Source organism: Oscillospiraceae bacterium, from assembly GCA_025757985.1.
Lineage (GTDB): Bacteria > Bacillota > Clostridia > Oscillospirales > Ruminococcaceae > Gemmiger.
Genome location: CP107210.1, coordinates 1,563,444 through 1,588,249, shown reverse-complemented (window position 1 = coordinate 1,588,249; position 24,806 = coordinate 1,563,444). Strand labels below are relative to the sequence as shown.

The window sequence follows — 24,806 nt, the reverse complement described above, 5'->3', positions numbered from 1 at the left end:
TTTTTCTAATTATATCATGTATATGTGAAGAAATCTATGTCCTCAGATAAGTTGTCCTGTTTTTTGAAACAGGATTGTCCTGTCATTAGCCTGTTTTTTGAAAAATCCGTCATAACCATAATAGAAGGAGCGAAGCACCTGCCAATCACGGCGGGTGCTTCGTGCTTTCCAGAATAATATGAATGGAGGTTTTTCTATGACAATCTATGAAACCATCAAGGCGGCAATCAGCATAAAGCAAGCCGCCGAACACTACGGGCTGAATGTCAACCGCAACGGTATGGCTTGCTGCCCATTCCACAACGACAGGCATCCGAGCTTGAAGCTGAATGAGGACTATTTTTTCTGCTTCGGCTGCGGAGCCAAAGGGGATGTGATCGACCTTGTGGCAAGGCTGTTCAATCTGAGCAGTTATGAAGCAGCGCAAAAGCTGGCTTTGGACTTCGGGCTTGACCCGAAACCGCCCACTGCCGCAGCTATGGTCAAGCCGAAGCGTCCCTATATCCGTCAGTTCCGGGAGGATGAAATGCTGTGCTTCCGGGTGCTGACGGATTATTTGCATCTGTTGGAAGATTGGAAAGTGCGCTATGCTCCCAAGACACCGGAAGATGCTCTGGATGACCGTTTTGTGGAAGCCTGCCAGATGCACTGCCATATCGAATATATGGCAGATGTGCTGACGGTGGGTGATCTGGAAGAACGGGTGGCATTGGTGGACAAGCTGATGCAGGACGGCAAAATTGCTTTTCTGCAAGAGTATACCGCACAAAAGAAAAAGGAGGTGGCGCACCATGGCGAAGAACCGGAAAACGCCTGATATGAACTTGCCCATGTGGTTTGACGGGCAGAACATCAACGAAGCTCTGTTTTGTGAAGAATTTCTGCAAGAGCGCAGGATCATCTTCGCAAACGGAGCTTTTTTCACGCCCGATGGTCGAGTGACGGACGATCTTCCTCTGCGTGGGGAGATTTACGACAAGCTGAAATTCTGTGCCGTAAACAATATCCCCCGGAAGATCACCAACATTCTGGAAGTGCTGAAACTGGAAGCGCAAGTGCCGGACTTTCCACCGGAGCAGGATCGGATTCATTTGTCCAACGGTACGCTGCTATTGAACGGCACATTTACCGAGGGCAGACCGGCTATCGTGCGGAGCCGTTTGCCGGTTGCTTACAATCCCGATGCTACTGCGCCGGTGATCTGGCTGAACTTTCTGGATGGGTTGCTTTACGCCGAGGACATTCCAACTTTGCAGGAGTTTATCGGCTATTGCCTGATTCCCTCCAACAAGGGGCAGCGCATGATGGTGATTAAAGGCAACGGCGGCGAGGGTAAATCTCAAATCGGTGCGGTACTGTCTACCATCTTCGGCACGAATATGAAAGACGGCAGCATCGGCAAGATTTCTGAAAACCGCTTCGCCCGTGCCGATTTGGAACACATTCTCCTGTGCGTGGATGATGATATGCGGATGGAAGCTCTGCGCCAGACCAACTATGTAAAATCCATCGTGACAGCACAAGGCAAGATGGATTTGGAACGTAAAGGCAAGCAGAGTTATCAGGGCTGGATGTTCGCCCGATTGCTGGCATTCAGCAACGGTGATCTGCAAGCCTTGTATGACCGCAGCGACGGATTTTATCGCAGACAGCTTGTGCTGACCACCAAGGAAAAGCAGGTGGACAGAGCTGACGATCCTGATCTTGCAGAGAAGATGAAAGCTGAAGCCGAGGGTATCTTCCTGTGGGCATTTGAAGGCTTGCAGCGGCTTGTTGCCAACAACTTTAAGTTTACGGAGAGTGACCGCATCCGTGAAAATCGGGAAGCGGTCAAGCGTGACAACAACAATATCTTTGATTTCATGGAATCAGAGGGATATATCCAGCGCAAAGCGGATGCGTCCATCAGCTCCAAGGATTTCTATGAAATCTACCGGATGTGGTGCGAGGAAAACTCCCTTGCACCGCTGAAAGCCCGCAGCTTCAGCGACGCCATGATTGCCAATGCCAGAAAATTCAATCTGGAGCATTGCAACAACATCACCAACTCTGCCGGACGGCGGGTTTGGGGATTCATGGGAGTGGAAGCCATTGCACGACCTCATATAAATGGGTTTTACGGAGATTCGCCGTGTACGTACGTACCGGAGGACATTCCGGAGGAATGGCGGCAGGTCGAGTAAATCCCATTGCTGGTACGTATGTACGCAGCAAAAGAGCGTGAAACGCTTGTTATAGAAACAGCACACATCCTCTCGTTCGGGCTGCTTCTATGTCCACAGGCTTTTGAAAAAGTGTCTGTGGACACCGGCTGCAAGAGGAAGTTGACACAGAACAGCTTCATGCAGACGGGCTGACCATGGGAAAAGGCGCAGACATTTTCGCCTTGGTCAGCAGAGGTCACCGCAGTGACCGCATTCCCCCTCGGGAGAGCCCTCGGAGAGCCCACGGCACTTTGCAGCCAGTATGGATGAAAGTGTCATAGTGGGTTATTACACTTTGAAAAAGTGCCGTTCTCCAGCCTTCCGCTGTTGCAAATCTCAAAGAAAGGAAAAATCCAATGGCAAGAAATGATGGAATAGACCGTACCGTAGCCAGAAATCAGGACTTGGAAACACCGGCTGATGTGGCGAAGGTACAGGAACACAATGAGCGTGAAAAGGACAGCTACAGCAATCAGGACATCGTGCCGGAACGCACTTCTCTGAACGTCCATTTCAAAGCACCCACGGACGATTATGTAAAAATGTTTGAGCAGATGGAACAAGACGGCGTGATCTCCACCAGAGGTCTGAAACCGGATGCCGTCAAATACGGTGAGTTGGTATTTGATGTGAATTCCGCTTATTTCTACAATCATGGCGGCTATGAATTTGCGAAACAGTTTTATGCCGATGCCTACAAAGCTGCTGCGGAGATCGTAGGTGGTGAGCAGTATATCCTCTCCGCTGTGATGCACGCCGATGAGCGCAACCGAGCAATGTCCGAAGCTTTGGGCGAAGATGTGTACCACTACCACCTTCATGTGGTTTATATCCCGGTGGTGGAAAAGCAGATCCTTTGGTCGAAGCGATGCAAGGATGAAGCCCTCCGGGGAACCGTTAAGGAGGTCATCACACAGGTCAGCCGCAGTAAGAAATGGGAGTCCAAGCCGGTGCTTGGCGAGGACGGAAATCCCATGCTCAACGCAAAAGGGAAAAAGATTTTGAAGTCATCCTACAGTGTGTTGCAGGATGACTTTTTCAATTTCATGCGAAACGCCGGTTATACCGATGTGGAGCGTGGAGAATGTGGAAGCACCGAGGAACATCTGACTGTGACCCAGTTCAAGGTGCAGGCAGAACAGCAGCGGCTGGAAGCTGTGACCGGGCAGGTGGCACAGGCAGAACAGAATTTGGAGGATGCCAAAGCTGCCACAGCAAAACAGAAAAAGAAACTGGAATCTTTGCAAAAGGAAACCAAGGCGGCAAAGACCATTGCGCTGACAGTGCAGGACATTGAAGTAATGGGCAAAAAAGCCACATTCGGAAACAATATCACGCTGACACCGGATGAATGCGACACACTCAAACGCTATGCGGTCAATGGCATTATCGCCAATGCTGACAACAAGCGTCTGAAAGAAAAACTGGCTTCCGCAGAAAAGACGGTTTCCATCTGGAAGCAGCGGTATGAAGCGGTAAACGAAAAATATATGGAACTCAAACAGAAAGCCCAACCCTTTCTGGATGCACTGGAAATCGCATCCGAAAAGGTTCGGGCTTTTATCAATTCTATCCTCATCAGAGGAAAGCAAACACAGGAACACGAACACCCTGCCCGGAAGCGTGGACAGGATATGGAACTTTGATGGAGGAATCGCCTATTGAAGAAATATTATGAGGAAGCGAAATATAATGCGGCATTTGACCGATGTGTGGATGTTATGAGCCAGATGCTCCAGAAATATGGACATCAGGTTTTGGATAAATTGGAACAGGACGCACCGCAGGGAGTGGAGCATTCCGAGGAAAGTAATCAAGCGCAGCTTCTGACGGATAAGGCTGCATAAAATTTGCAATTTACACGTTGCGTATTCGCTATGGCTATGCTATAATGATTACGCAACGTGTATTTTTTTGCTTTTGTGGAGAAAAGACGGATGGATTGTAAAAACAGAATTATAAAGTTGCGTGAAAGCACAGGACTGAATCGGAAAGATTTTTGCAAGCTCGTCCATATTCCTTACCGGACTATGACTGAATGGGAATTGGACAACCGCCATGCACCGGATTATGTGCTGTGGCTTTTGGAGTATTATATCCGCAACGAGGGACTTATGGTAAAAGGAAGGAATGAGGGAGGTGGAGATTCTGAAAAAGAAACAACTTAAATGCTATCTTTATACAAGAGTGTCCACCTCGATGCAGGTTGACGGATACAGCTTGGATGCCCAGCGTGACAAGCTGCGGAAGTATGCGGCATACGAGGATATGATCGTTGCCGGGGAGTATTCTGACGAGGGCTTTTCCGGAAAGAACATTCAAGGGCGGCAGGAGTTTCAACGGATGCTGAATGACATTCAGGACGGCAAAGATGATGTTTCTTATGTGTTGGTCTTTAAGCTGTCCCGATTTGGCAGAAATGCAGCGGACGTTCTGAATTCTTTGCAACTCATGCAGGATTTCGGTGTCAATCTGATCTGCGTGGAGGATGGCATTGACAGCTCCAAGGATGCAGGAAAGCTGATGATCTCTGTGCTGTCTGCGGTGGCAGAGATTGAGCGAGAAAATATCCGCACACAGACAATGGCAGGACGTGAGCAAAAGGCTCGTGAGGGCAAATGGAACGGCGGTTTCGCTCCATATGGATACAAACTGGAAAATGGAAACCTTGTCATTGCAGAGGATGAAGTGGAAGTAATTCGTGTCATTTATGACCGCTACATTCACACTAATGAGGGTGTTGCAGGAGTTGCAAAATATCTGAACCGCAATGGTTATACTAAGAAACTAAGACAGAATAATACCATTCCGGGATTTTCAAGAGATTTTGTGAAAAATGTATTGTACAATCCTGTTTATATGGGAAAGATTGCTTACGGCAGACGAAGAACAGAAAAGAAACAGGGTACAAGAAACGAGATGCACGTGGTTGAGCAGTCGGAGTTCCCGGTTTATGAAGGACAACACGAAGCTATCATTTCCGAAGAGGATTGGTATCTGGCACAGGAAAAGCGCAAGATCAATTCTTTTAAGCGGGAAAAGGTTAACAATCCAGACCACGCACACATCCTGTCCGGTATCTTGAAATGCCCATGCTGCGGAAAGAGTATGTACGGCAATATCGCCAAGGCGCACAGCAAGGACAAGAAAACACGGTATTATTACTACTGCAAAAATACGGTAACACCTACCGGGCATGAGTGCAGTTTCCGTCTGAATATCGAGCAGACGGAAATCAACAAATTTGTGGCGAAGGTTATCTCCGCTATGGTCAACAATCCACGGTTTGTAGAAGCGATTCAGGCGAAAATCGGAACAGCAGTTGATACAGAAGATATGGAACGGCAGATTGCTGTCCTACAAGGGCGGCTAAAGCAAGCCTTTGGAACGAAAAGCCGCTTGGAGCGTCAGATGGATACCTTGGACATCAATGATGCCCACTATGACAGAAAGATTTTGGACTTGCAGCGCCGCTATGATGAGCAGTATGACACCATAGAGGAAATCGAAGTTCAGATTGGCGAATTGCAAAGTCAGATCCGCAGCATCCAGCAGGAGAAGATTTCCGGAGACAATATCTATCGCTTGTTGCTGGCATTTGATGAAGTCTACCATTCCGCAATGGAAGCGGAGCAGAAGGAGTTTATGAAGGCCTTTATCGAGCGAATTGAGATGTTCCCGGAGAAAAGGAAAGACGGAAGCTGGATAAAGAAGATCGTATTCAATTTTCCTGTGCCTGTTGATGGTGAGGAAGTGAAAGAACTTCCCTTGGAAACTGAAACAACTGTCGAGACGGTAGTTCTTTTGTCCCACAAAAAAGCCGATAGTTATATCCACATTGATGTGGAGTTTGGAGAGGGCGAGGGCAAGATTCCGGTAGATAGTATTGCTAAAAGAGCCGAAGCGTACAAGCCCAAAGAAAAAGTGACCTACAAAATGATTAAGGAGTACATAGAAGCGAAATACGGCTTCAAGGTACATACCGCGTATATCGCAGAGGTAAAGCGAAATTTGGGATTGCCGATGTATGATGCTCCTAATGCGGTAGAAGAATTGAAACAGCCGAGGAAACATCCGACACCAGAAAAGGTAGAAGCAATCAAAGATGCACTTCGTTATTTTGCAGTGATATAAAACTTTACTTACAATCGAATATTTCTTACATAGCCGTTTATTCATTTATTTGAGTAAGCGGCTTTTTTCATCCCTATTTTTCGGAATAGGGATATTTTTTGTAGAAGGAGGAGGTTTATTTGAACACGCAAATCATCGCCATCGCCAACCAGAAAGGCGGCGTTGGCAAAACAACAACCTGTGCGAACTTGGGAATAGGTCTGGCACAGGCCGGAAAGAAAGTGCTTCTGATTGACGGGGACCCGCAAGGAAGCCTGACAATCAGCTTGGGAAATCCGCAACCGGACAAGCTGCCATTTACACTGTCGGATGCAATGGGCAAAATTCTGATGGATCAGCCTATACGCCCCGGAGAAGGTATTCTGCATCATGCAGAAGGCGTTGACCTGATGCCTGCGGACATCCAGTTATCCGGTATGGAGGTATCCCTGGTAAACGCCATGAGCCGTGAGACTATCTTGCGGCAATATCTGGACACGCTGAAGGGGCAATACTCCCATATCCTCATCGACTGCCAGCCCTCCCTGGGTATGCTCACAGTCAATGCGCTGGCCGCTGCGAACAGGATCATAATTCCCGTTCAGGCAGAGTATCTGCCCGCCAAAGGACTGGAACAGCTGCTCTCCACGGTAAACAAGGTAAAGCGGCAGATCAACCCCAAGCTCCAGATAGACGGTATCCTGCTGACGATGGTGGACAGCCGAACCAACTTTGCCAAAGAGATCTCCGCGCTCCTGCGTGAGACCTATGGCAGCAAGATCAAAGTATTCGGCACAGAGATCCCCCACTCTGTCCGGGCAAAGGAAATTAGCGCAGAGGGAAAAAGTATTTTCGCCCATGACCCTGGCGGCAAAGTGGCAGAGGGGTATCGAAATCTGACGAAGGAGGTGTTGAAACTTGAAAAGCAGCGCGAAAAAAATAGAGCTGGCCTCGGTAGATGATCTATTCTCCACCGAAGAAGGCCGTCAAGATGCAAAGCTGGAAAAGATTCAGGAGATTCCGCTGTCTGAGCTGCATCCCTTTAGGAACCACCCATTCAAAGTCAAGGATGACGAAGCCATGATGGAGACCGCTGACAGTATCAAGCAGTATGGCGTTCTGGTTCCGGCGATTGCTCGACCGGACCCAGAGGGCGGTTATGAGCTGGTAGCCGGACACAGGCGGCACAGAGCCAGTGAACTGGCAGACAAGGAGACCATGCCAGTCATTGTTCGGGATTTGGATGATGATGCCGCCACGATCATTATGGTTGACAGCAATTTGCAACGAGAAAGCTTGCTCCCAAGTGAAAGAGCCTTTGCCTACAAGATGAAGCTGGACGCCATGAAACATCAGGGAGAGCGAGTTGATTTAACTTCGTCCCAAGTTGGGACGAAGTTGAGAGCCGATGAAATATTGGCTCAGCAGGCTGGTTCAAGCAGAAATCAAATTCAGCGCTATATCCGTCTGACAGAGTTGATTCCCGAACTGCTGGACATGGTGGATGAAAAGAAGATTGCCCTGAACCCTGCCTATGAGCTGTCCTTTCTCAAAAAGGAGGAACAGGTAGACCTGTTGGACGCAATGGACAGCGAACAGGCTACCCCTTCTCTTTCTCAAGCCCAGCGGCTCAAGAAATACAGTCAGGAGGGGCATCTGACCCTCGATATGATGCGTGTCATCATGGGTGAGGAAAAGAAAAGCGATCTGGACCGAGTGACATTTACCTCTGACACCTTGCGGAAGTATTTCCCTAAAAGCTATACGCCCCAGCGGATGCAGGAAACCATCATCAAGCTGCTGGAGGCATGGCAGAAAAAGCGTCAGAGAGACCAGGAACGATGAAAGGAGCCGCCTATGAGGGATATTTCAGCCCGTGAGCTGAAAGGACACAACATTCTCGCCGTAGAGAGGTTTTGGGATGACACACGCTGGATGATTGAGTTTTCCGTCCTGCGTCCCAGCGCAGCTTACGGCAGTCCCGGAGAGGAAATGCGGCTGTTTTTGACCGAGGACGGGTATCAGGCCGCTCTGCAAAGCCAGCAGCGCCGGGAGATCAAGATCAAGCGTTACGCTCGTGTGATTGAGGGACATATCCTCGATTTCAAACCGGGAAAACGCCGCCGCTCATAAACCCATACAACGAAAGGAAAGGAATGACTATGTGTACGGTAAAGGAAATTCAAGAAGCAATCCGGGAAGATTGCAAATCTCAGCATGACATGGATACAACGGATATTGACCGCGTGATGCAAACACTTCCTTTCGCCCAGGAGGAGCCATTTGCAGAGGCGCGTCTTCAAAAGCCGCTGTTTTGGTTCTATGCAAGAAAATTTGAAAAGTGTTGAACACCGCAATTCTTTGGAATGAGGATTGCGGTTTTTTGTACCCAAAATTCGGAAGGAGTGAGGTCGATGGCCGTTTTTCGCATTGAACGGACCCGTGATTATACCGTGATGAGCAATCATCATTTACGAAATGCAAATCTGTCGTTAAAAGCCAAGGGGCTGCTTTCCATGATGCTGTCTTTGCCAGAGGACTGGAATTACACCACCCGTGGTCTTGCAAAGATTTGTAAGGAGGGCGTGGATGCCATAGGCGCTGCGTTGCGGGAATTGGAGGCTGCCGGTTACATTGTGCGGCACAAACTGCGTGACCGCCAGGGACGCATCAGTGATACGGAGTATGTCATATATGAGCAGCCACAGCCGAAGAACCCGGATACGCCCCAGCCGGATATGGCTTCACCAGATACGGAAAACCCGTATCTGGATAAACCGGATACGGAAAAGCCCGCAGAATTAAATATAGAGAAATCAAATACAGAAAAAACAATTACTTATGGATCAAGTACCGATTCTATTCCCTTCCGGGAGCCAGCGGCAGCACAGCTGCCGGAACGGAAAGGAAGGGATGCGATGTCTGTCTCAGAGATGGAAAGTTATCGGGATTTGATTCTGGAGAACATCGAGTATGACCACCTGTGCCGGGAGTTTACCACCTACCGGGAGGACCTGGACGAGATTGTGGAGCTGATGGTGGAGACTGTCTGCGCCAAGCGGAAAACCACCCGGATCGCTGGCAGTGACTTCCCCCATGAGGTGGTGCGCTCCCGTTTTTTGAAGCTGGACAGCGAGCATATCCGGTTTGTCATGGACAGCTTACAGAAAAACACCACCGAGGTCCGCAACATGAAGCAGTATCTGCTTGCGGTGCTGTTCAACGCGCCGACCACGATCAGCAACCACTACACTGCACAAGTCAACCACGATATGTATGCAGGCGGCTGGTAAACAGCCGCTTTTCTGCTGCCCGGATACACCGGGAGAAAGGATTTTGCCATGAAACGACCCCTTGCTTACATTACGGCTCCCTGGAGCAACAGCCAGTATGAGAACGCCGAGAACGCTGCGGCCTACTGCCGTCAGGTGTACGACGCCGGGTATTCGCCCATCTGCCCGGTGCTGTTCCTGCCCACCTTCCTCAAGGACGACATTCCCCAGGAACACAAGGACGGTCTGGATATGGCGCGGGACTACCTGCGCCGTTCCCATGTGCTGGTGGTCTGCGGCCACGGCATCGACGAGATCGTGAAGAATGACATTGCCACCGCCGAGCGCCTGCGGATTACCGCCACCACCCTGGACGGCATCCTGACCGTGAAGGGCCAGGGGCGTGGGAAAGGAGGTGCGCGCCATGCCTGAGCGTAAGACTGTGGGCCAGCTGATGGAGGAAATGCGCCTCAAGGCCGGGGCGCAGAACTACCACGGCCACGAATACATGGATTTGCAACGGTTTGCCGAGGACACCCGGCACATGATTATTTTTGATGTGCTGACGAACGATTCCCCTGTTGGCTGGAAAGGCGAACGAACCCGCCTGTTCCTGTCGGATACCGGTTATGAAAAAGCACTGGATAGTCAGGAAAAGGGGCAGATTAAGATTTTGAGCCACGCAAAGGTGCGTCAGGGCAATCTGCACTATGACCGTACTGACCAGTTACGCTAAGGAGGGCGGTATGAAGCGTTATCTTCTGCGGCGGCTGGTGGTTCCGCCTTAGCAAAAATGAGATTCCCTGCAAACTTCGTGGAAAGGAGGCGTTGAAAATGCAGGAAGAAGTGGAAAACAGAACTTTGACGCTGGTTGTCAGTGGAACAAAGTTTACCGGCAGAATGTTTAAGGCTGCCATAAGCAAGTACATGGCACATCGAAAGGAAAAGAAGCTGGAAAAACAGAGAAGCCGTGATGCGCCGGTTGTTCCGCATGGAAAACAGACTGTGAAGCAGCTTGTCGGGCAGAATCAGGGAATATCCAACATTGAGATCACAGACCCCTCTATCAAGGAGTTTGAGAAAATCGCCCGGAAATATGGTGTGGATTATGCGGTGAAAAAGGACCGCAGCAGTTCTCCGCCAAAGTACCTGATTTTTTTCAAAGGCCGTGATGCAGATGCTCTGACAGCAGCTTTTACAGAGTACACCAACAAAAAAGTCAAAAAGGCAACGAAAACAGAGCGCTCGTCCGTACTGGCAAAACTTAACCAGTTCAAAGAGATGGTTAAAAATGCTGTGGTGGATCGCACCAAGCGAAAGGAGCTGGAACGATGAAAAAGACATTGGACATCAAAAAGCTCATTTTGCTGAATATGCCGTATATCCTGATGGGACTGTTTGCTACCAATTTTGGAGAGGCATGGCGAATGGCACAAGGGGCGGATGCTTCAGAAAAGTTTCTTTCGCTGATTGCGGTTCTGCCTGGAGCGCTGGAAAGTTTCTGGCCAAGCCTGCATCCATTGGACTTGTTGGTAGGGCTGTGCTGTGGAGGCAGTCTGAGGCTGGCGGTGTATCTTAAAAGCAAGAACGCCAAGAAATATCGACATGGTTTGGAATATGGTTCGGCCCGCTGGGGAACCCGTGAGGATATTGCACCTTACGTTGATCCTGTATTTCAGAACAATGTGATTCTGACGAAAACGGAGAGCCTGACCATGAACAGCCGCCCCAAGGACCCAAAGACTGCCAGAAACAAAAATGTACTGGTGATTGGCGGCTCCGGTTCCGGTAAGACCCGCTTCTGGCTCAAACCGAATCTGATGCAGATGCACAGCTCCTATGTTGTGACGGACCCGAAGGGAACAATTCTGGTGGAGTGCGGAAAAATGCTCCAAAGGGGTGCGCCCAAGCTGGGGAAGGACGGGAAGCCAGTAAAAGATAAAAATGGCAAAGTCATTTATGAACCGTATCGTATCAAAGTGTTGAACACCATCAATTTCAAAAAATCCATGCACTATAATCCATTTGCGTATATTCACAGCGAAAAGGATATTTTGAAGCTGGTGACAACGCTGATCGCCAATACCAAAGGCGAGGGAAAAGCCGGGGACGATTTCTGGGTCAAGGCAGAAACGCTTCTGTACTGTGCCCTTATCGGATATATCCATTATGAGGCTCCGGTATGCAAACAGTATCTGGAGCGTTGGAAGGAGGAACAGAAATGAAGATTTTGAAATGTCTGCTGATGATCGTAACTGCACCGGTCATTTTGGTGTTGACGCTTTTTGTCTGGCTCTGCACGGGGCTGATCTACATATCCGGTCTGGTGCTTGGTCTACTAAGCACGGTAATTGCTCTGCTTGGCGTGGCTGTGCTGATTACCTATTCCCCGCAGAATGGTGTGATTTTGCTGGTTATGGCATTTTTGATTAGCCCGATGGGGCTGCCGCTGGCTGCGATCTGGCTGCTGGGAAAGGTGCAGAGTTTGAAATTTGCGATACAGGATTGGGTGTATGGGTAAATGATGTGAATATAATTTGGAATGAAAAAGAAGCAGGACAATGGGAGATGAGACCCAATGCCCTGCTTCTCTGTTTATTCGGAACGAACTGTAATATATTTTTGATTGCGACTTTTAGGTTTATCGGGAATAGTCATTTCTAATTGCCCGGATTCTAAAAGCGGATTGATATGTTTCAAAGTGAAGTTTCTTAAATCTTTGAAGCCGCAAAATACTGCAAGCTCTTTCTTGGATTTTGGTGTTGTGCAAAAAGTCAAAATCTGTTTGGATACCGTTGATAGTTCAATAACTTGGTGGGTAACTTGGTGGATAACTTGGTGGGCGTCACCCTCTAAGTTGTAGTTTACATTTTTCAAGATGACTCTGAAATCTGTCGCTGTTGAGGAAAATTCGGGCTTATATGCCTCTGTGTATCCAGGCAGCTTTTCAGTTTCACTGACGATTTTGCGCAGACCACTTCCACGGCGTTCCATGTACTTCATGCGGTGGAACAGGTCAGCGATCACAGGGTTTCGTCGCATCGAACGAATACTGTAAATATCGTATTCCTGAATTGAGCCGCCGCCAAACATACCGCCCGGAGATGTGATTTCCACCCGATCATCAAACATATCAATGTGGACTTCGCTGCCAAGCACAATATAATCACGATGGATGAGAGCGTTGACAAGAGCCTCTGTTACAGCTCGTTCAGCATAATCCGGCTTGTCTACCCGATACTGAGCTTCTTTGGCAAAACGGACTTTGGAATTATTGCGAATAAATTCACTGCCGCTTTTCAGTAAATAAATCAAATTCCCCTCGTATTCCTTATCGTCCAGCGCATCATCAAAGATAGAGCCTTTTTCCAAGCCATTCCACCGGGTACAGAACATACGGGAGTTATAAACTGTGTGCTGATCGGTCATGAGCTTTCCGGCATTGGTCAGGAACCCATTTTTGTCAGCCAAACCGAATGAGACATAATCGGATGGCTCGAAGCGGAGGCCGGTTCGTTCCAGATAGGTTGCCTCCAGGAGTGTGAAGCTGTAATCCTTTTTCACAGCTTCTGTTGTTAAGGTGTCAAAGGACTGATTGGTTCCCTTTAAGATCAGTTCATTCACAATGTAATCCGGTGCAATTACGCTTTCATTTCCAACACGGATGTATGCTTCCATTACTCCGTCTGCCTTGTAATAGTATGGGGTGCTGCGGCCAGGAGAAACCTCCAGAGCCAACAGGTTTTTACCATCTTCCTGCAATGGCTTTAAGATAAACTGCGGTAATGGTGTGATACGTTCTTTGATTAAGCGGCTGATCGCTTCAGCATCCTTTTGAACATCGGACAAGCCGATAGGCTCCCGGTCATCAGAGACTCCGAAAAACAGAGTGCCGCCGATCCCATTGGAAAAGGCACTGACACTTTTTAACCAGCTTTTTGGCTTTTTTGTTTCGAGAGCAACTTTGAAATCACATTCCGTTGCTTCGGCAATGAGCTGTTCTATCATAAAATCCCTCCTTTGAGGTTGTAGAATGTTCTTTTTTATTATACCCAGCGGAGAAAGTTATTGCAACGATAGAAGCAAAGAGTTCAGCGAAAAAATATTTATGAGAGGAGGGCCTTCTATTATGGCAACTACAAGAATCATGCCGCTTCATGTTGGCAAGGGTCGCACAGAAAGTCGGGCAATCAGTGACATCATCGACTATGTAGCAAATCCACAGAAAACAGATAACGGCAAGCTCATTACCGGCTATGCGTGTGACAGCCGGACTGCGGATGCAGAGTTCCTTCTGGCGAAGCGGCAGTATATCGCCGCCACCGGGCGGGTGCGCGGGGCGGACGATGTGATCGCTTACCATGTGCGCCAGTCATTCAAACCCGGTGAAATCACGCCGGAAGAAGCCAACCGTCTGGGTGTAGAATTTGCCAAGCGGTTTACCAAGGGCAATCATGCCTTTGTGGTCTGCACCCACATAGACAAGTCGCACATTCATAATCACATTATCTGGTCATCGGTCAGCTTAGAATATGACCGGAAATTCCGAAACTTTTGGGGCAGCACCAAGGCGGTTCGCCGGTTAAGTGATACCATCTGCATTGAAAACGGACTGTCCATTGTAGAGAATCCGAACCCTCATGGAAAGAGCTATAACAAATGGATGGGAGATCAGGCAAAGCCCTCTCATCGAGAGCTGCTTCGTGTGGCGATTGACAACGCATTATCACAAAGTCCTGCTAATTTTGAGGAGCTGCTGAAGCTGCTGCAAGAGTCCGGCTGTGAGGTATCAAAGCGCGGAAAATCGTATCGACTGAAGCTCTCTGGTTGGGAGAAAGCCGCCCGCATGGACAGTCTGGGCGAAGGATATGGATTGGAAGATTTGCGGGCAGTTCTCTCCGGGAAGAAAGCACATACCCCGCGAAAGAAAACAGTCACACAGGCAGAGCCGCCAAAGATCAATCTGCTGGTGGACATTCAGGCAAAATTGCAGGCTGGAAAAGGCGCTGGCTATGCTCGATGGGCTAAGGTGTTCAACCTCAAGCAGATGGCGCAGACCATGAATTACCTGTCAGAGCACAACCTGCTGGAGTATGCGGTTTTGGAAGAAAAGGCTGCGGCTGCCACGGCACATCACAATGAGCTTTCGGCGCAGATCAAAGCGGCTGAAAAGCGCATGGCAGAGATCGCTGTTCTGCGTACTCACATCGTAAATTATGCCAAGACCCATGAGGTCTATGTGGCATACCGCAAGGCGGGTTACTCTAAGAAATTCAGGGAAGAACATGAGAAAGAAATTCTGCTCCACCAGGCTGCTAAGAATGCCTTTGATGAGATGGGCGTCAAGAAGCTGCCCAAGGTCAAAGAGTTGCAGACAGAGTATGCGAAATTGCTGGAAGAAAAGAAAAAGACCTATGCCGAGTACCGGCGTTCCCGTGAAGAAATGCGAGAGCTTTTAACGGCAAAGGCCAATGTAGATCGGGTCCTGAAAATGGAGGTAGAACAGGATGTTGAAAAAGAAAAAGACCACGGCCAGCGGTAAGCTGGTCCTGGTCAAAAGCGTTCGCAGAACGCGTAGCCACAGAATGAAATTCTGTGTTCAAAGGGGCTTGGGGGCGCTGCCCTCAACAAGCAAGCGGAGAGGAAAATCACGGAGGGATTTTCTTCTCTGCGGGCCTGTGTGTATTAACACAGGCATTGCTTGCCGGTATTATCCCTGAATCAGAATAATTTCGGAATAACCACCGTTCTAACTATCCCACATGATGGAGACTGCGGGTGTCACGGAAGAACTGAAAGCCTGTGACCCTATGCGTTGGGTGGGGCTGATGAACACGCTGAAAGCGCAGGCAGAGGAAATTATTCAAGATGAACTGATTTACAAATAGTTTTTAGGCACAAGAAAGGCCGGGACTTTGCTATCAAGTGGCAAATCCCGGCTTTACTCTTATATATTTCCCAAATTCTTTGACCGCCGGTATTCCAGTGGGGACAGACCAAATTGCTTTTTGAATACCGAAGCAAATTTGCTCTGGTTTATATATCCAACCTGCTCCGCTGCCTCTGCTACAGACAGCTTTGTGGTAGAAAGTAATTCTGCGGCTTTTTTCATACGGGTTTCACGCAGATACACGGAGATGTTCTGTCCAAAAACTCCCCGGAAATAGTTTTTCAGGCTGGTTTCACTGACGGAAAACTGTGCAGCCAGTTCCCACGCAGGATGGTGCTGGCGCAGATCAGAAGTGATGATTTTTTCCACACGCTTTGCAATATCTACCTGTGTTTCTGTGAAGAATGTGCAGGCTTGAGAAGGCGGTATTTCTTTCAGATTCTGGAGCAGCGAAAAAAGCGCCAGGGTATAGATTTTCATTTGCATAATGGAAAGCGGCACAGAGATATCCAACAAGGACCACAGTTTTTTTAGTATTTCTTCTATTTCGGGAGAAATGGCCGAGATATAAGTGCTTCCAGCTGGGCAGTAAAGCTCTCTGATTTTGTGGAAATCAATATCAAATTCCGTTTGTATCCAGGCACTTTGCTCTGCTGCGGCATCCATATCAATAAAAAACTCCATACCTTCATAAATTCGGCGGGGATAAACATATTGCTGTCTGGCAAAGCGTTCTGTCAGAGATATTTCACCGTCTTTCACATACACAAAGTTTCCGTTATTCAGAATGAGCTCACACCGCCCGGTTACGCAGTAATTTAAGAGCAGCGGGCCTGTTTCTATGGAGCCATTATCACGAAAGTCCGGAGCTGCCCATGTGGGTGAATTTATAAAAATATAGGCTAAGGTGAGTCCGGGAAACAATGGGAAAAAGGTCATAGAGCCTTTTCCATCTTTCTCTTTTAAGATGAGCTCGGCGCTATATTCACTGCGTTTTATGGATATACCGGGGACTTCAATGCTTTTCTTAATGATTTCATCTATCTTCATTTCATAACTCCTACTATTCGGTTTTTTGGCGGGCCTGCTTGAATTGGCAATTCTATTATAAAAGCAGGAACCCAGCCAGTCAACCTTAAAACTCGTTGCTGTTTGGAGCTAAAAAGACGATTGGTTGTAGAGAACTGTGTCGTACTATGGTATCTTATAAAGAGGTTAGTAAATGCTAACCAGCAAATGAATGGAGGTATTCGTTATGAATAACAAGTTACAAACAAAAGACCTGATTAACCTCGGTCTGTTCACGGTTCTTTACTTTGTCATCGGGTGCTGTGTTGCTATTCCCATTGGGTTTGTTCCGATCTTTCTTCCTGTCCTCGGAAGTCTGTGGTCGCTGATTACCGGCATCCCTTTCATGCTGTTCCTCACCAGGGTTAAGAAATTCGGCATGGTTACAATCATGGGCGTTTTGAGCGGCCTGCTGATGGGGCTTACCGGTATGGGTTTCTGGGGTGTGCCTATGGGGCTGATTTTCGGCTTGCTTGGAGACCTGATTTTGAAATCCGGCGATTATAAAAGTGCAAAGAAAAGTATTCTTGGTTATGCAGTATTCAGTCTGTGGATGGTCGGTACATACATCCCCATGTATTTTATGGTCGAGGACTCCTGGGCCAGCTTTGCCGCCAGTTTCGGTGAGGAATACGCCGATCGGGTAATGGCGGTCATGCCGATGTGGAGCATTATCCTTGTGGTTGCCGGGATTTTTGTCTTTGCCATTTTGGGCGGTCTGCTTGGAAAAGCACTCCTGAAAAAACACTTTGCGAAAGCGGGAATTGCATGATGGAGGGGGTATCCTTCTCTGCCACAACGGACAATCGCAGAGGGATTCGGCTTGATCCGCGCACGAAGTTGATTTTGCTGCTGACGGTTACTACATTGATGTTCAGCACCAGCAACGAAGGGATTATGAATTTTATAAAACCTGTGTTAAGCCTGATCCCCTTTGTGCTGATCCTGTCGGAACGCCGCTTCAAAACGGCAGGCAAGTATCTGTTTTTATATCTTGCCTGTTTTGTATTGGAACGCATAGCTCTGACGACATTAAGTGGTCTGTTGTCCTTTGTGGTTTTGGCAATTACATCCATTATGACGCGGTTTGCCCCAGGCATTATGACGGGGGCCTATCTGCTTTCTTCAACCTCAGTCAGTGAGTTTATCGGTTCTATGGAACGTATGCACCTGACAGAAAAAATTATAATTCCTATGTCTGTTATTTTTCGTTTCTTCCCCACAATCAGCGAAGAATACCAGGCAATCCGGGACGCAATGAAAATGAGAGGCATACGATTTGGTGGGAAAAACCCATTTTTAATGGTGGAATACCGTCTTGTACCGCTGATGGTGTCCGTTGTAAAAATTGGGGATGAACTTTCCGCCGCTGCACTGACGCGGGGGCTTGGCGCTCCGGTCAAACGGACCAACGTATGTCAGATTGGTTTTCATATTCAGGACATGATTGCTGTTCTGCTCTGTGCTTTATGTTTTGCGCTGTTTTTGATGGGACAGTATTTTGTTTTTTAAGGGGGTGAGCTTATGATAAAGATTGACCATATTTCATTTTCCTATGGAGAAGAAAATGAAAATACCGGGGGCGTCCGGGATATTGATCTAAATATAGAAGATGGTCAGTTTGTTGTCCTCTGCGGTGAAAGCGGGTGTGGAAAGACCACGATTACCCGCCTGATTAACGGGTTGATCCCTCATTATTATGAGGGACAGATGACGGGAGAAGTATGGGTAAATGGGGAAAAGGTTTCCGAGCAGCCTCTTTACGATACAGCCGCAGTTGTAGGCAGTGTGTTTCAAAACCCCCGGTCCCAGTTTTTCAATGTGGATACAACCAGTGAAATTACATTTGGCTGCGAAAATCTTGGACAGCCAGAAAAAGACATCCGAGAACGGTTTGCAAAAACGGTTCGGGATTTCCGGCTGGAGAAGCTGATGGATCGTAATATCTTTCACTTATCCGGTGGAGAGAAACAAAAAATTGCCTGTGCCGGAGTATCCATTATGGAACCGGATGTTCTCGTTATGGACGAACCCTCGTCCAATTTGGATGCAGCGTCCATCCTTGATTTGAGAAAGATTCTTGCGTTCTGGAAGTCGCAGGGGAAAACAATTACTGTATCGGAACACCGGCTTTATTATCTCCGTGGTCTGGCGGATCGGTTTATTTACCTGGCAGAGGGGCAGGTGAGCCGTGATTATTCTGCGGCAGAATTTGAGCAGCTCACGGAGCAGCAGCGATCTAATATGGGACTGCGCACATTTGCTTTAGAGCGTCTCCTGCCTCCGGTTCTACCGCAGCAGGAAAAGACTGCCCTTGCGCTCCATAATTTCCGCTTTGCCTATAAAAATGAACCGGAAACCTTACATATCATGGATTGTGAAATTCCCACAAACCGAATTGTTGGGATTATTGGGAATAACGGTGCCGGTAAATCCACGTTCTCTCGCTGTTTCTGCGGCTTGGAGAAGCGCTGTGGGGAGATTGTCTGGAACGGAAGAAAATACCGTCCGAAAGACCGGCTGAGTACCTGCTATATGGTCATGCAGGAGGTAAATCATCAGCTTTTTACCGAGTCGGTTCTTGATGAAGTGCTGATTAGTATGGAGGAAGAAAACCAGGAGCGGGCAGAGGAAATCCTGAACCGGTTAGATTTGCTGGCTTTCAAGGACAGACACCCCATGTCCCTTTCCGGCGGCCAAAAACAGCGGGTAGCGATTGCCTCGGCAATCGCTTCTAAACGCTCTATTTTATTTTTTGATGAACCGACCAGCGGCCTTGATTATAAACACATGAAAGAGGTTGCAAATGTCCTGCGACAAGTCAGGGACACGGGTATTACCGTGTATGTCATTACTCATGATCTTGAGTTGATATTAGACTGTTGTACGGATATTGTCCATTTTGAGAACGGTTCCATCATTGACCAATTCCAAATGGATGAGGCGGGTCTTGAAAAAATCAGAAACTATTTCATAAAGGGGGTATCTGTAAAATGAAGGAGGAAAAGAAGGAGTCACCCATAGGCATCTTATGGGGATGGGGCAAACCCTATCACGGGAAATTCATCGGCAGCATTGCCCTTGCGGTATTAGGCGTAGCCTGCCAGATGGTGCCTTATTTCTGTGTAGCTCATATTGTTACGCTGATGTTGTCCGGGGATCAGAATTTTTCGCACTATACAGCAGCTTGTGTTATTGCGCTTTGCGGTTATTTGGGAAAAGTCATATTCTCAAATCTTTCCACAACAATTTCTCACGCAGCGACCTATTACACGCTGCGAGATCTCCGGGAGAATATTACCGAAAAACTGGCCCGCGTCCCGATGGGGACGATTTTAGATACTCCGTCCGGTCAGTATAAAACGACGATTGTTGACCGGGTAGAAGGGATGGAGCCAACCTTCGCGCACCTGATCCCGGAAATGACTGCAAATGTGCTGGTGCCTTTGGTAATTGTCGTGTATCTATTCGTCATGGACTGGCGCATGGCTCTCCTGTCCCTTGTCACGCTGGTGGTGGGCCTTGCGGTTATGTCTGCTGGCATGAAGAACTATCCCGTTAAGTGGGAGGGCGCGGTTAAAGCGGGAAAGCAGATGGCAAACGCCATTGTAGAGTACATTGGTGGGATTGAGGTAGTCAAAGCATTTAGTCAATCCGCCGGTTCCTACAAAAAATATTCTGACGCAGTAAACTACAATGCCAACTACTATGTGGACTGGATGAGAGAAAACCAGAAAACCATGAGCGCCTACAACGCCATTTTGCCCTCGGTGTTGATCTGTGTGCTACCCTGCGGCTTCGCGTTCTGGCTCTCCGGTAGCCTGGAACTTTCCACTTTCATGTCTACCGTAATTTTCTCGCTGGGCCTTGTTGGGCCGATTATCGCGGCCTTTACCTTTACGGACGATTTGGCCGTATTGGGGACAAATGTGGAAGAAATCAGCCAGCTTTTGAACGCTGAAGAACTGAACCATAAGGATGCGCCGGTCAAGCTGGCAGACACTGGCATTTCTCTTAGGTCTGTGTCTTTTTCCTATGATGGGACAACAGAGGTTTTGCATGATGTGAATCTCGCCATCCACCCCGGAACCATGACCGCCCTTGTAGGGCCGTCCGGCTCCGGCAAGTCTACGGTGGCGAAGCTGATTGCCGGGTATTGGGATGTTACATCCGGCAGCATTACCCTCGGCGGCCATGAGCTGAAGGATATGCCGCTGTCTGAAATTGCAGACCAGATTTCCTATGTATCTCAGGACAACTACCTGTTTAACCGCAGTATCCGGGAGAATATCCGCATGGGAAGCCCCAGTGCCACGGACGCAGAGGTGGAGCAGGCAGCCAAACAAAGCGGCTGCGACGCCTTTATCCGCAAGCTGGATAATGGCTATGATACGGTTGTCGGCAGCGCCGGTTCCCATCTTTCCGGCGGTGAACGCCAGCGGATTGCCATCGCCCGCGCCATGCTGAAAAATGCGCCGGTTGTCATTTTGGACGAGGCAACTGCCTATATCGACCCAGAGAATGAGGCGCTGGTGCAGAAAGCCATTTCCACTTTAACTGTCGGCAAGACCCTGATTGTGATCGCACACCGGCTGTCTACCATTGTTGGCGCAGATAACATCGTTGTGGTGAAGGATGGAACCATCCACGCACAGGGTACGCATGAGAAACTGTTGGAAACCTGCCCCCTCTACCGGGATATGTGGCAGGCGCATATCGGCGCGAAAGACCAGATGTAAGGGGGTGTTGTCAGATGTATGGAACATTGAAAAAAATCTTTGCTTTTGCAGGCAGCAAAAAAGGGCTTTTGAAAAAATCCCTGTTGTTTGCGTTTCTGTCCGGGCTGTTTTCAGCCATGCAGTTTGCCGCCCTCTTTGTAGTGATCGGTGCGCTGGTATCTGACAACCGGGACGGAAGCATTGTCTGGATTTCGTTGGGAATTATGGCGGTATCCCTCATCGGGCGTATCATCACGACCTACTTTTCCACGATGGAGCAAACGGAAACTGGATATTGCATGGTAGCGGAAAAGCGTATCCACATTGGAGATCGGCTGCGCTATATCCCGATGGGCTACTTCAACAAGAATAGTATCGGGAACATTACCGCCATTGTCACAACAACTTTGGGCGATGTAGAGAACTCAGCAGCCCGTGTCCTGGTGTCAGTGCTGGGCGGTTTTTTCAACTCGGTTGCCCTCGTCATCGTCCTGTTGGTATTTGACTGGCGGATCGGTCTTGTGGCCGCTGCCGGTGTCCTGATTTACCTTGCGGCGGCGGAACTGGCGCTTCGCAAATCTGCCGCGCTCAGCGGGGTACGCCAGCACACACAGGAGTCCCTTGTGGAGTCTGTGTTGGAGTACATTCAGGGGATGGGGATTGTCAAAGCATTTGGACTGGAACGGGACAGCACGCAGTCTATCGGCAGTGCAATTAAGGCGAGCTGCCGGGACAACCTGAAACTGACAAAGGCCAGTGTTCCCTATGACGCCATCAAACAGGCCGTTGTCCGGGTGTTTAGCGTCCTGTTGCTTTTGGCCTCGGTCTGGTTCTGGCTGGACGGCTCCCTGTCGCTGGCCTACGGCTTGATTTTGGTGATTGCTTCTTTCATGGTGTTCAACGATTTGGAGAACGCCGGGAATATGGCCTCTTTGCTGCAAATGCTGGCGGCCTCGATGGATACGGCAAACTCCATTGATGACACGCCGGTGATGGACGAGAAAGGCGCTGACATTACGCCGAAGTCCAGCGAGATCGTGTTTGACAAGGTGGATTTTTCCTACGCAGACCGCAAGATATTAGATCAGGTCAGCTTTACCATTCCCGAAAAAACGACTACGGCCATTGTCGGCCCTTCCGGGGCAGGAAAGACAACGATGTGCAATCTGATTGCCCGTTTTTGGGATGTGAATGCCGGGAAGATTACCATAGGCGGTACGGATGTACGGGATTTTAAGCTGGACAGCCTGATGAAGAATATCTCGATGGTGTTCCAGAGCGTATACCTCTTTGCAGATACGATTGAGAACAATATCAAGTTTGGCTGCCCGGATGCTACCCATGAACAAGTGGTTGAAGCGGCGAAAAAGGCTTGCTGCCATAACTTTATTTCTGCCCTGCCGGATGGCTATGACACCGTGATTGGCGAGGGAGGCGGTAGTTTGTCCGGCGGCGAGAAACAGCGGATTTCCATCGCCCGCGCTATGCTGAAGGACGCACCTATCATCATTTTGGACGAGGCAACAAGCAGCGTTGACCCGGAGAATGAGGATGAATTGCAGCGGGCTATCGAGGCATTGACCCATGACAAGACCATCATCATGATTGCCCACCGTCTGAAAACCGTCCGCAACGCCGATCAGATCCTTGTACTGGACAACGCTCATATCGTCCAGCGCGGCACTCATGCGGAGCTGATCCAGCAAAAGGGCCTGTATGCCGATTTTGTATCGGCCAGACAGGAGGCCATCGGCTGGAAGCTGGCTCAGTAAAGGAGGTTCAGATGAAACTTCATGCGTCCGGGGAGGACTACCTGGAAACCATCCTTGTTCTCCAAAAGAAACGCGGTATGGTGCGCTCCGTAGATGTGGCCCGGCACATGGAGGTGTCAAAGCCCAGCGTGTGCCATGCAGTGGCTACCTTGCGGGACGGCGGCTTTCTTACGATGGACGAAGATCACTTTCTCCATCTGACTGATGTGGGCCGCGAGGTAGCCGAAAAAATCTACGAGCGTCACTGCTTCTTTACCGAGCAGCTTATCACCGCAGGCGTTGACCCCAAAACTGCGGAGGCCGATGCCTGTCGTATTGAACACATCATCAGCGATGAGAGTTTTGACCGGCTGAAAGAGGTAGCCGAACAAGAGCAAAACTAAAACCGAATAATCCAAGCGATCCTGCCCCGCAAGACGGGGAAAGAAAAAAACCGTTGCAGGGCAGGCAGCTTTGTGCGCCCAAAATGGATTTTCCGGGTACTGCGGCGGTTTTGAGTAACATCAAGGCCGCCGTTCCTTATGCCCTCGACAAAGGAGTGACGACTACACGCTGACACGGCGGCTTTAGGAGGGAGCCGCCGTGAAGCAAAGACCGCTTCGACATAATTCGGCAGGAATTTACCTGTCAAAAAAAGCCTGACCGTCAATCGGCCCCCGTCTGCTTATGAACAGGCACTATCGTGGCTGGTCCATAAGCGTCATAAGTCCTCTTTTAGCAGCGCCAGCCGCCGTTCTTCGGATGCTGGCGCTTTTGTTTGTCGTTTTTTCGGGAATTTCCCCGAAAGATGTCGCTCACCGCCTTCATTTTGGTTCACCCGTCAACCCGTGAATCGAAATGGAGGTACATAATGCAGAAGATCAATCTTCGGGAACTGTATCCCGATGTGTATAAAACCAATGTCTTTGTAGACGTGGCCGAGGAAGTCGTGGCCGCGATCCGGGGCCAGGAGCAGGACGATGCCGCCTATGAACGCCGGAAGTTCCGACACAAGGCTCACTACTCTCTGAACCGGGAGGATGGCATTGAAAACGATGCCCTCAACCGGCCACTCACCCCGGAGGAAGTCCTGGAGCAGAAGCTGCTGCGGGAGGAAGTGTATGCCGCGCTGATGCAGCTGACCGCCATCCAGGCCCGGCGTATCTACGCCCGGTTTTACTTGGGCATGACGGTGGCCGAGATCGCCCGGATCGAGGGTGCTGACCGCCGCCGCGTGTGGGAGAGCATCCGGCGCGGACTGAAGAAGCTGGCGCGGTTGCTGGATACGGCCCAATAACCTGATCGCCTCATAGCGGCAAAAAGAGAGCCGGTGGGGGTTTTTATTCCTCCACCGGCTTACTTATTCTCTAAATGTTCATCTGGGTCAACCCCAGCCGTCTGCACCATCTCTTTTAGCTCATCAGTCAACGCGCGGGTCGAGTTTAACAGCACTTTTCTGGCAGCCGGAGGGCACGAAAGGTAAAGCTGCCGCATATCGTTGGCGGCTTGCTCATCTTCAGGCAGATCGAGATTCATCAGGGAATCTAAAGATAAATTCAAGACTTTGCAAAAAGCGCGCAGAACCTCAAAAGAAGGATTCTTCACCCCTCTTTCGCAGCCTTGAACGTGCTTTAGAGAAACGTGGCTCAGATCTGCGAGTTCCTGCTGCGTCAATCCTTTTTCCTTACGCGCTTTTTGTATCCTTCGTCCCAGCTCTTTTATCAGTTCCATAGGCACTATCGTCTCCTTAATTATATTTTATCGTGCCCATTTCCTTGCAGGAAGAACCT

General features: G+C 49.1%; 26 protein-coding genes and 2 pseudogenes. 25 read left to right on the top strand and 3 right to left on the bottom strand.

Going from position 1 to position 24,806, the window contains the following annotated elements:
- Nucleotides 1-196 precede the first annotated feature (196 nt).
- The 16 genes and pseudogenes from OGM67_07930 to OGM67_07855 all read left to right on the top strand — a co-directional run bounded on the left by OGM67_07930 (nucleotide 197) and on the right by OGM67_07855 (nucleotide 12,110).
- Nucleotides 197-817, top strand: coding sequence for a CHC2 zinc finger domain-containing protein (locus OGM67_07930; protein ID UYJ33524.1), 621 nt, complete (start codon nucleotides 197-199; stop codon nucleotides 815-817).
- Nucleotides 792-2,183: a phage/plasmid primase, P4 family gene (locus OGM67_07925; GenBank protein ID UYJ33523.1), complete on the top strand. Its 1,392-nt coding sequence runs from the start codon at nucleotides 792-794 to the stop codon at nucleotides 2,181-2,183. The genes OGM67_07930 and OGM67_07925 overlap by 26 nt, the downstream gene beginning before the upstream one ends.
- 377 nt (nucleotides 2,184-2,560) lie before the next feature.
- The gene (locus OGM67_07920) at nucleotides 2,561-3,850 is read left to right on the top strand and encodes a plasmid recombination protein (GenBank protein ID UYJ33522.1); all 1,290 of its coding nucleotides are present in this window, start codon (nucleotides 2,561-2,563) and stop codon (nucleotides 3,848-3,850) included.
- Between the two features lie 15 nt (nucleotides 3,851-3,865).
- Nucleotides 3,866-4,051, top strand: a complete 186-nt coding sequence (locus OGM67_07915; GenBank protein ID UYJ33521.1) for a hypothetical protein — start codon at nucleotides 3,866-3,868, stop codon at nucleotides 4,049-4,051.
- Nucleotides 4,052-4,141: 90 nt separating this feature from the next.
- Entirely contained in the window at nucleotides 4,142-4,372 is a 231-nt protein-coding gene (locus tag OGM67_07910; protein UYJ33520.1) for a helix-turn-helix domain-containing protein, read from the top strand.
- 31 nt (nucleotides 4,373-4,403) lie between these two features.
- On the top strand, nucleotides 4,404-6,338 hold the full coding sequence (locus OGM67_07905) for a recombinase family protein (protein ID UYJ36209.1): 1,935 nt from the start codon (nucleotides 4,404-4,406) through the stop codon (nucleotides 6,336-6,338).
- 119 nt (nucleotides 6,339-6,457) lie between these two features.
- Nucleotides 6,458-7,279 carry a ParA family protein gene (locus OGM67_07900; GenBank protein UYJ33519.1) on the top strand — a complete coding sequence of 274 codons (822 nt, stop codon included), beginning with the start codon at nucleotides 6,458-6,460 and terminating at the stop codon, nucleotides 7,277-7,279.
- Nucleotides 7,236-8,162 carry a ParB/RepB/Spo0J family partition protein gene (locus tag OGM67_07895; protein UYJ33518.1) on the top strand — a complete coding sequence of 309 codons (927 nt, stop codon included), beginning with the start codon at nucleotides 7,236-7,238 and terminating at the stop codon, nucleotides 8,160-8,162. Before OGM67_07900 ends, OGM67_07895 begins: the two co-directional genes overlap by 44 nt.
- 12 nt (nucleotides 8,163-8,174) lie before the next feature.
- A complete protein-coding gene (locus tag OGM67_07890) occupies nucleotides 8,175-8,450 on the top strand; it encodes a DUF5720 family protein (GenBank protein UYJ33517.1) in 276 nt (91 codons plus the stop codon).
- Nucleotides 8,451-8,479: 29 nt separating this feature from the next.
- A complete protein-coding gene (locus tag OGM67_07885) occupies nucleotides 8,480-8,665 on the top strand; it encodes a hypothetical protein (protein UYJ33516.1) in 186 nt (61 codons plus the stop codon).
- Between the two features lie 66 nt (nucleotides 8,666-8,731).
- Nucleotides 8,732-9,610: a helix-turn-helix domain-containing protein gene (locus OGM67_07880; protein UYJ33515.1), complete on the top strand. Its 879-nt coding sequence runs from the start codon at nucleotides 8,732-8,734 to the stop codon at nucleotides 9,608-9,610.
- Nucleotides 9,611-9,658: 48 nt separating this feature from the next.
- Nucleotides 9,659-10,021: a hypothetical protein gene (locus OGM67_07875; GenBank protein UYJ33514.1), complete on the top strand. Its 363-nt coding sequence runs from the start codon at nucleotides 9,659-9,661 to the stop codon at nucleotides 10,019-10,021.
- Complete coding sequence (locus OGM67_07870; protein ID UYJ33513.1) at nucleotides 10,014-10,325, top strand: DUF5720 family protein; 312 nt, start codon at nucleotides 10,014-10,016, stop codon at nucleotides 10,323-10,325. Before OGM67_07875 ends, OGM67_07870 begins: the two co-directional genes overlap by 8 nt.
- 98 nt (nucleotides 10,326-10,423) lie before the next feature.
- Nucleotides 10,424-10,924 carry a PcfB family protein gene (locus OGM67_07865; GenBank protein UYJ33512.1) on the top strand — a complete coding sequence of 167 codons (501 nt, stop codon included), beginning with the start codon at nucleotides 10,424-10,426 and terminating at the stop codon, nucleotides 10,922-10,924.
- Nucleotides 10,921-11,781, top strand: a pseudogene (locus OGM67_07860) (type IV secretory system conjugative DNA transfer family protein). The gene OGM67_07865 and the pseudogene OGM67_07860 overlap by 4 nt, the downstream one beginning before the upstream one ends.
- 29 nt (nucleotides 11,782-11,810) lie before the next feature.
- Nucleotides 11,811-12,110 (top strand): CD1845 family protein, encoded by a 300-nt coding sequence (locus tag OGM67_07855; protein UYJ33511.1) that lies wholly within the window; start codon nucleotides 11,811-11,813, stop codon nucleotides 12,108-12,110.
- 74 nt (nucleotides 12,111-12,184) lie between these two features.
- Here OGM67_07855 and OGM67_07850 read toward each other — a convergent pair whose 3' ends face one another.
- The gene (locus OGM67_07850; protein UYJ33510.1) at nucleotides 12,185-13,597 is read right to left on the bottom strand and encodes a putative DNA binding domain-containing protein; all 1,413 of its coding nucleotides are present in this window, start codon (nucleotides 13,595-13,597) and stop codon (nucleotides 12,185-12,187) included.
- 121 nt (nucleotides 13,598-13,718) lie between these two features.
- Between OGM67_07850 and OGM67_07845 the strand changes: the two genes are divergently transcribed.
- Complete coding sequence (locus OGM67_07845; protein ID UYJ33509.1) at nucleotides 13,719-15,131, top strand: relaxase/mobilization nuclease domain-containing protein; 1,413 nt, start codon at nucleotides 13,719-13,721, stop codon at nucleotides 15,129-15,131.
- Nucleotides 15,132-15,342: 211 nt separating this feature from the next.
- Nucleotides 15,343-15,477: pseudogene (locus tag OGM67_07840) on the top strand (TnpV protein).
- A gap of 59 nt (nucleotides 15,478-15,536) precedes the next feature.
- Here OGM67_07840 and OGM67_07835 read toward each other — a convergent pair.
- Complete coding sequence (locus OGM67_07835) at nucleotides 15,537-16,529, bottom strand: AraC family transcriptional regulator (protein ID UYJ33508.1); 993 nt, start codon at nucleotides 16,527-16,529, stop codon at nucleotides 15,537-15,539.
- Nucleotides 16,530-16,734: 205 nt separating this feature from the next.
- Here OGM67_07835 and OGM67_07830 point away from each other — a divergent pair, with 205 nt between their 5' ends.
- The 7 genes from OGM67_07830 to OGM67_07800 all read left to right on the top strand — a co-directional run bounded on the left by OGM67_07830 (nucleotide 16,735) and on the right by OGM67_07800 (nucleotide 24,313).
- The gene (locus OGM67_07830) at nucleotides 16,735-17,319 is read left to right on the top strand and encodes an MptD family putative ECF transporter S component (protein ID UYJ33507.1); all 585 of its coding nucleotides are present in this window, start codon (nucleotides 16,735-16,737) and stop codon (nucleotides 17,317-17,319) included.
- Nucleotides 17,316-18,059, top strand: coding sequence for an energy-coupling factor transporter transmembrane protein EcfT (locus OGM67_07825; GenBank protein ID UYJ33506.1), 744 nt, complete (start codon nucleotides 17,316-17,318; stop codon nucleotides 18,057-18,059). Before OGM67_07830 ends, OGM67_07825 begins: the two co-directional genes overlap by 4 nt.
- Nucleotides 18,060-18,071: 12 nt before the next feature.
- Complete coding sequence (locus OGM67_07820; GenBank protein ID UYJ33505.1) at nucleotides 18,072-19,544, top strand: energy-coupling factor ABC transporter ATP-binding protein; 1,473 nt, start codon at nucleotides 18,072-18,074, stop codon at nucleotides 19,542-19,544.
- Entirely contained in the window at nucleotides 19,541-21,286 is a 1,746-nt protein-coding gene (locus OGM67_07815; protein UYJ33504.1) for an ABC transporter ATP-binding protein/permease, read from the top strand. The genes OGM67_07820 and OGM67_07815 overlap by 4 nt, the downstream gene beginning before the upstream one ends.
- A 14-nt stretch (nucleotides 21,287-21,300) precedes the next feature.
- Nucleotides 21,301-23,037 (top strand): ABC transporter ATP-binding protein/permease, encoded by a 1,737-nt coding sequence (locus tag OGM67_07810; protein ID UYJ33503.1) that lies wholly within the window; start codon nucleotides 21,301-21,303, stop codon nucleotides 23,035-23,037.
- Between the two features lie 11 nt (nucleotides 23,038-23,048).
- On the top strand, nucleotides 23,049-23,420 hold the full coding sequence (locus OGM67_07805; protein ID UYJ33502.1) for a metal-dependent transcriptional regulator: 372 nt from the start codon (nucleotides 23,049-23,051) through the stop codon (nucleotides 23,418-23,420).
- A 467-nt stretch (nucleotides 23,421-23,887) separates the two neighbouring features.
- Nucleotides 23,888-24,313, top strand: a complete 426-nt coding sequence (locus OGM67_07800; protein ID UYJ33501.1) for a sigma-70 family RNA polymerase sigma factor — start codon at nucleotides 23,888-23,890, stop codon at nucleotides 24,311-24,313.
- Nucleotides 24,314-24,372: 59 nt separating this feature from the next.
- On the opposite strand, the gene OGM67_07795 is transcribed toward OGM67_07800, so the two are convergent.
- Nucleotides 24,373-24,747, bottom strand: a complete 375-nt coding sequence (locus OGM67_07795; protein UYJ33500.1) for a helix-turn-helix domain-containing protein — start codon at nucleotides 24,745-24,747, stop codon at nucleotides 24,373-24,375.
- Nucleotides 24,748-24,806 lie beyond the last annotated feature (59 nt).

Excerpts from the sequence above, each read along its gene's own strand:
- OGM67_07930 (UYJ33524.1), top strand. The coding sequence starts at position 197 with ATGACAATCTATGAAACCATCAAGGCGGCAATCAGCATAAAGCAAGCC.
- OGM67_07925 (UYJ33523.1), top strand. The coding sequence starts at position 792 with ATGGCGAAGAACCGGAAAACGCCTGATATGAACTTGCCCATGTGGTTT.
- OGM67_07920 (UYJ33522.1), top strand. The coding sequence starts at position 2,561 with ATGGCAAGAAATGATGGAATAGACCGTACCGTAGCCAGAAATCAGGAC.
- OGM67_07910 (UYJ33520.1), top strand. The coding sequence starts at position 4,142 with ATGGATTGTAAAAACAGAATTATAAAGTTGCGTGAAAGCACAGGACTG.
- OGM67_07905 (UYJ36209.1), top strand. The coding sequence starts at position 4,404 with ATGCAGGTTGACGGATACAGCTTGGATGCCCAGCGTGACAAGCTGCGG.
- OGM67_07890 (UYJ33517.1), top strand. The coding sequence starts at position 8,175 with ATGAGGGATATTTCAGCCCGTGAGCTGAAAGGACACAACATTCTCGCC.
- OGM67_07885 (UYJ33516.1), top strand. The coding sequence starts at position 8,480 with ATGTGTACGGTAAAGGAAATTCAAGAAGCAATCCGGGAAGATTGCAAA.
- OGM67_07880 (UYJ33515.1), top strand. The coding sequence starts at position 8,732 with ATGGCCGTTTTTCGCATTGAACGGACCCGTGATTATACCGTGATGAGC.
- OGM67_07875 (UYJ33514.1), top strand. The coding sequence starts at position 9,659 with ATGAAACGACCCCTTGCTTACATTACGGCTCCCTGGAGCAACAGCCAG.
- OGM67_07870 (UYJ33513.1), top strand. The coding sequence starts at position 10,014 with ATGCCTGAGCGTAAGACTGTGGGCCAGCTGATGGAGGAAATGCGCCTC.
- OGM67_07865 (UYJ33512.1), top strand. The coding sequence starts at position 10,424 with ATGCAGGAAGAAGTGGAAAACAGAACTTTGACGCTGGTTGTCAGTGGA.
- OGM67_07855 (UYJ33511.1), top strand. The coding sequence starts at position 11,811 with ATGAAGATTTTGAAATGTCTGCTGATGATCGTAACTGCACCGGTCATT.
- OGM67_07850 (UYJ33510.1), bottom strand. The coding sequence starts at position 13,597 with ATGATAGAACAGCTCATTGCCGAAGCAACGGAATGTGATTTCAAAGTT.
- OGM67_07845 (UYJ33509.1), top strand. The coding sequence starts at position 13,719 with ATGGCAACTACAAGAATCATGCCGCTTCATGTTGGCAAGGGTCGCACA.
- OGM67_07835 (UYJ33508.1), bottom strand. The coding sequence starts at position 16,529 with ATGAAGATAGATGAAATCATTAAGAAAAGCATTGAAGTCCCCGGTATA.
- OGM67_07830 (UYJ33507.1), top strand. The coding sequence starts at position 16,735 with ATGAATAACAAGTTACAAACAAAAGACCTGATTAACCTCGGTCTGTTC.
- OGM67_07825 (UYJ33506.1), top strand. The coding sequence starts at position 17,316 with ATGATGGAGGGGGTATCCTTCTCTGCCACAACGGACAATCGCAGAGGG.
- OGM67_07820 (UYJ33505.1), top strand. The coding sequence starts at position 18,072 with ATGATAAAGATTGACCATATTTCATTTTCCTATGGAGAAGAAAATGAA.
- OGM67_07815 (UYJ33504.1), top strand. The coding sequence starts at position 19,541 with ATGAAGGAGGAAAAGAAGGAGTCACCCATAGGCATCTTATGGGGATGG.
- OGM67_07810 (UYJ33503.1), top strand. The coding sequence starts at position 21,301 with ATGTATGGAACATTGAAAAAAATCTTTGCTTTTGCAGGCAGCAAAAAA.
- OGM67_07805 (UYJ33502.1), top strand. The coding sequence starts at position 23,049 with ATGAAACTTCATGCGTCCGGGGAGGACTACCTGGAAACCATCCTTGTT.
- OGM67_07800 (UYJ33501.1), top strand. The coding sequence starts at position 23,888 with ATGCAGAAGATCAATCTTCGGGAACTGTATCCCGATGTGTATAAAACC.
- OGM67_07795 (UYJ33500.1), bottom strand. The coding sequence starts at position 24,747 with ATGGAACTGATAAAAGAGCTGGGACGAAGGATACAAAAAGCGCGTAAG.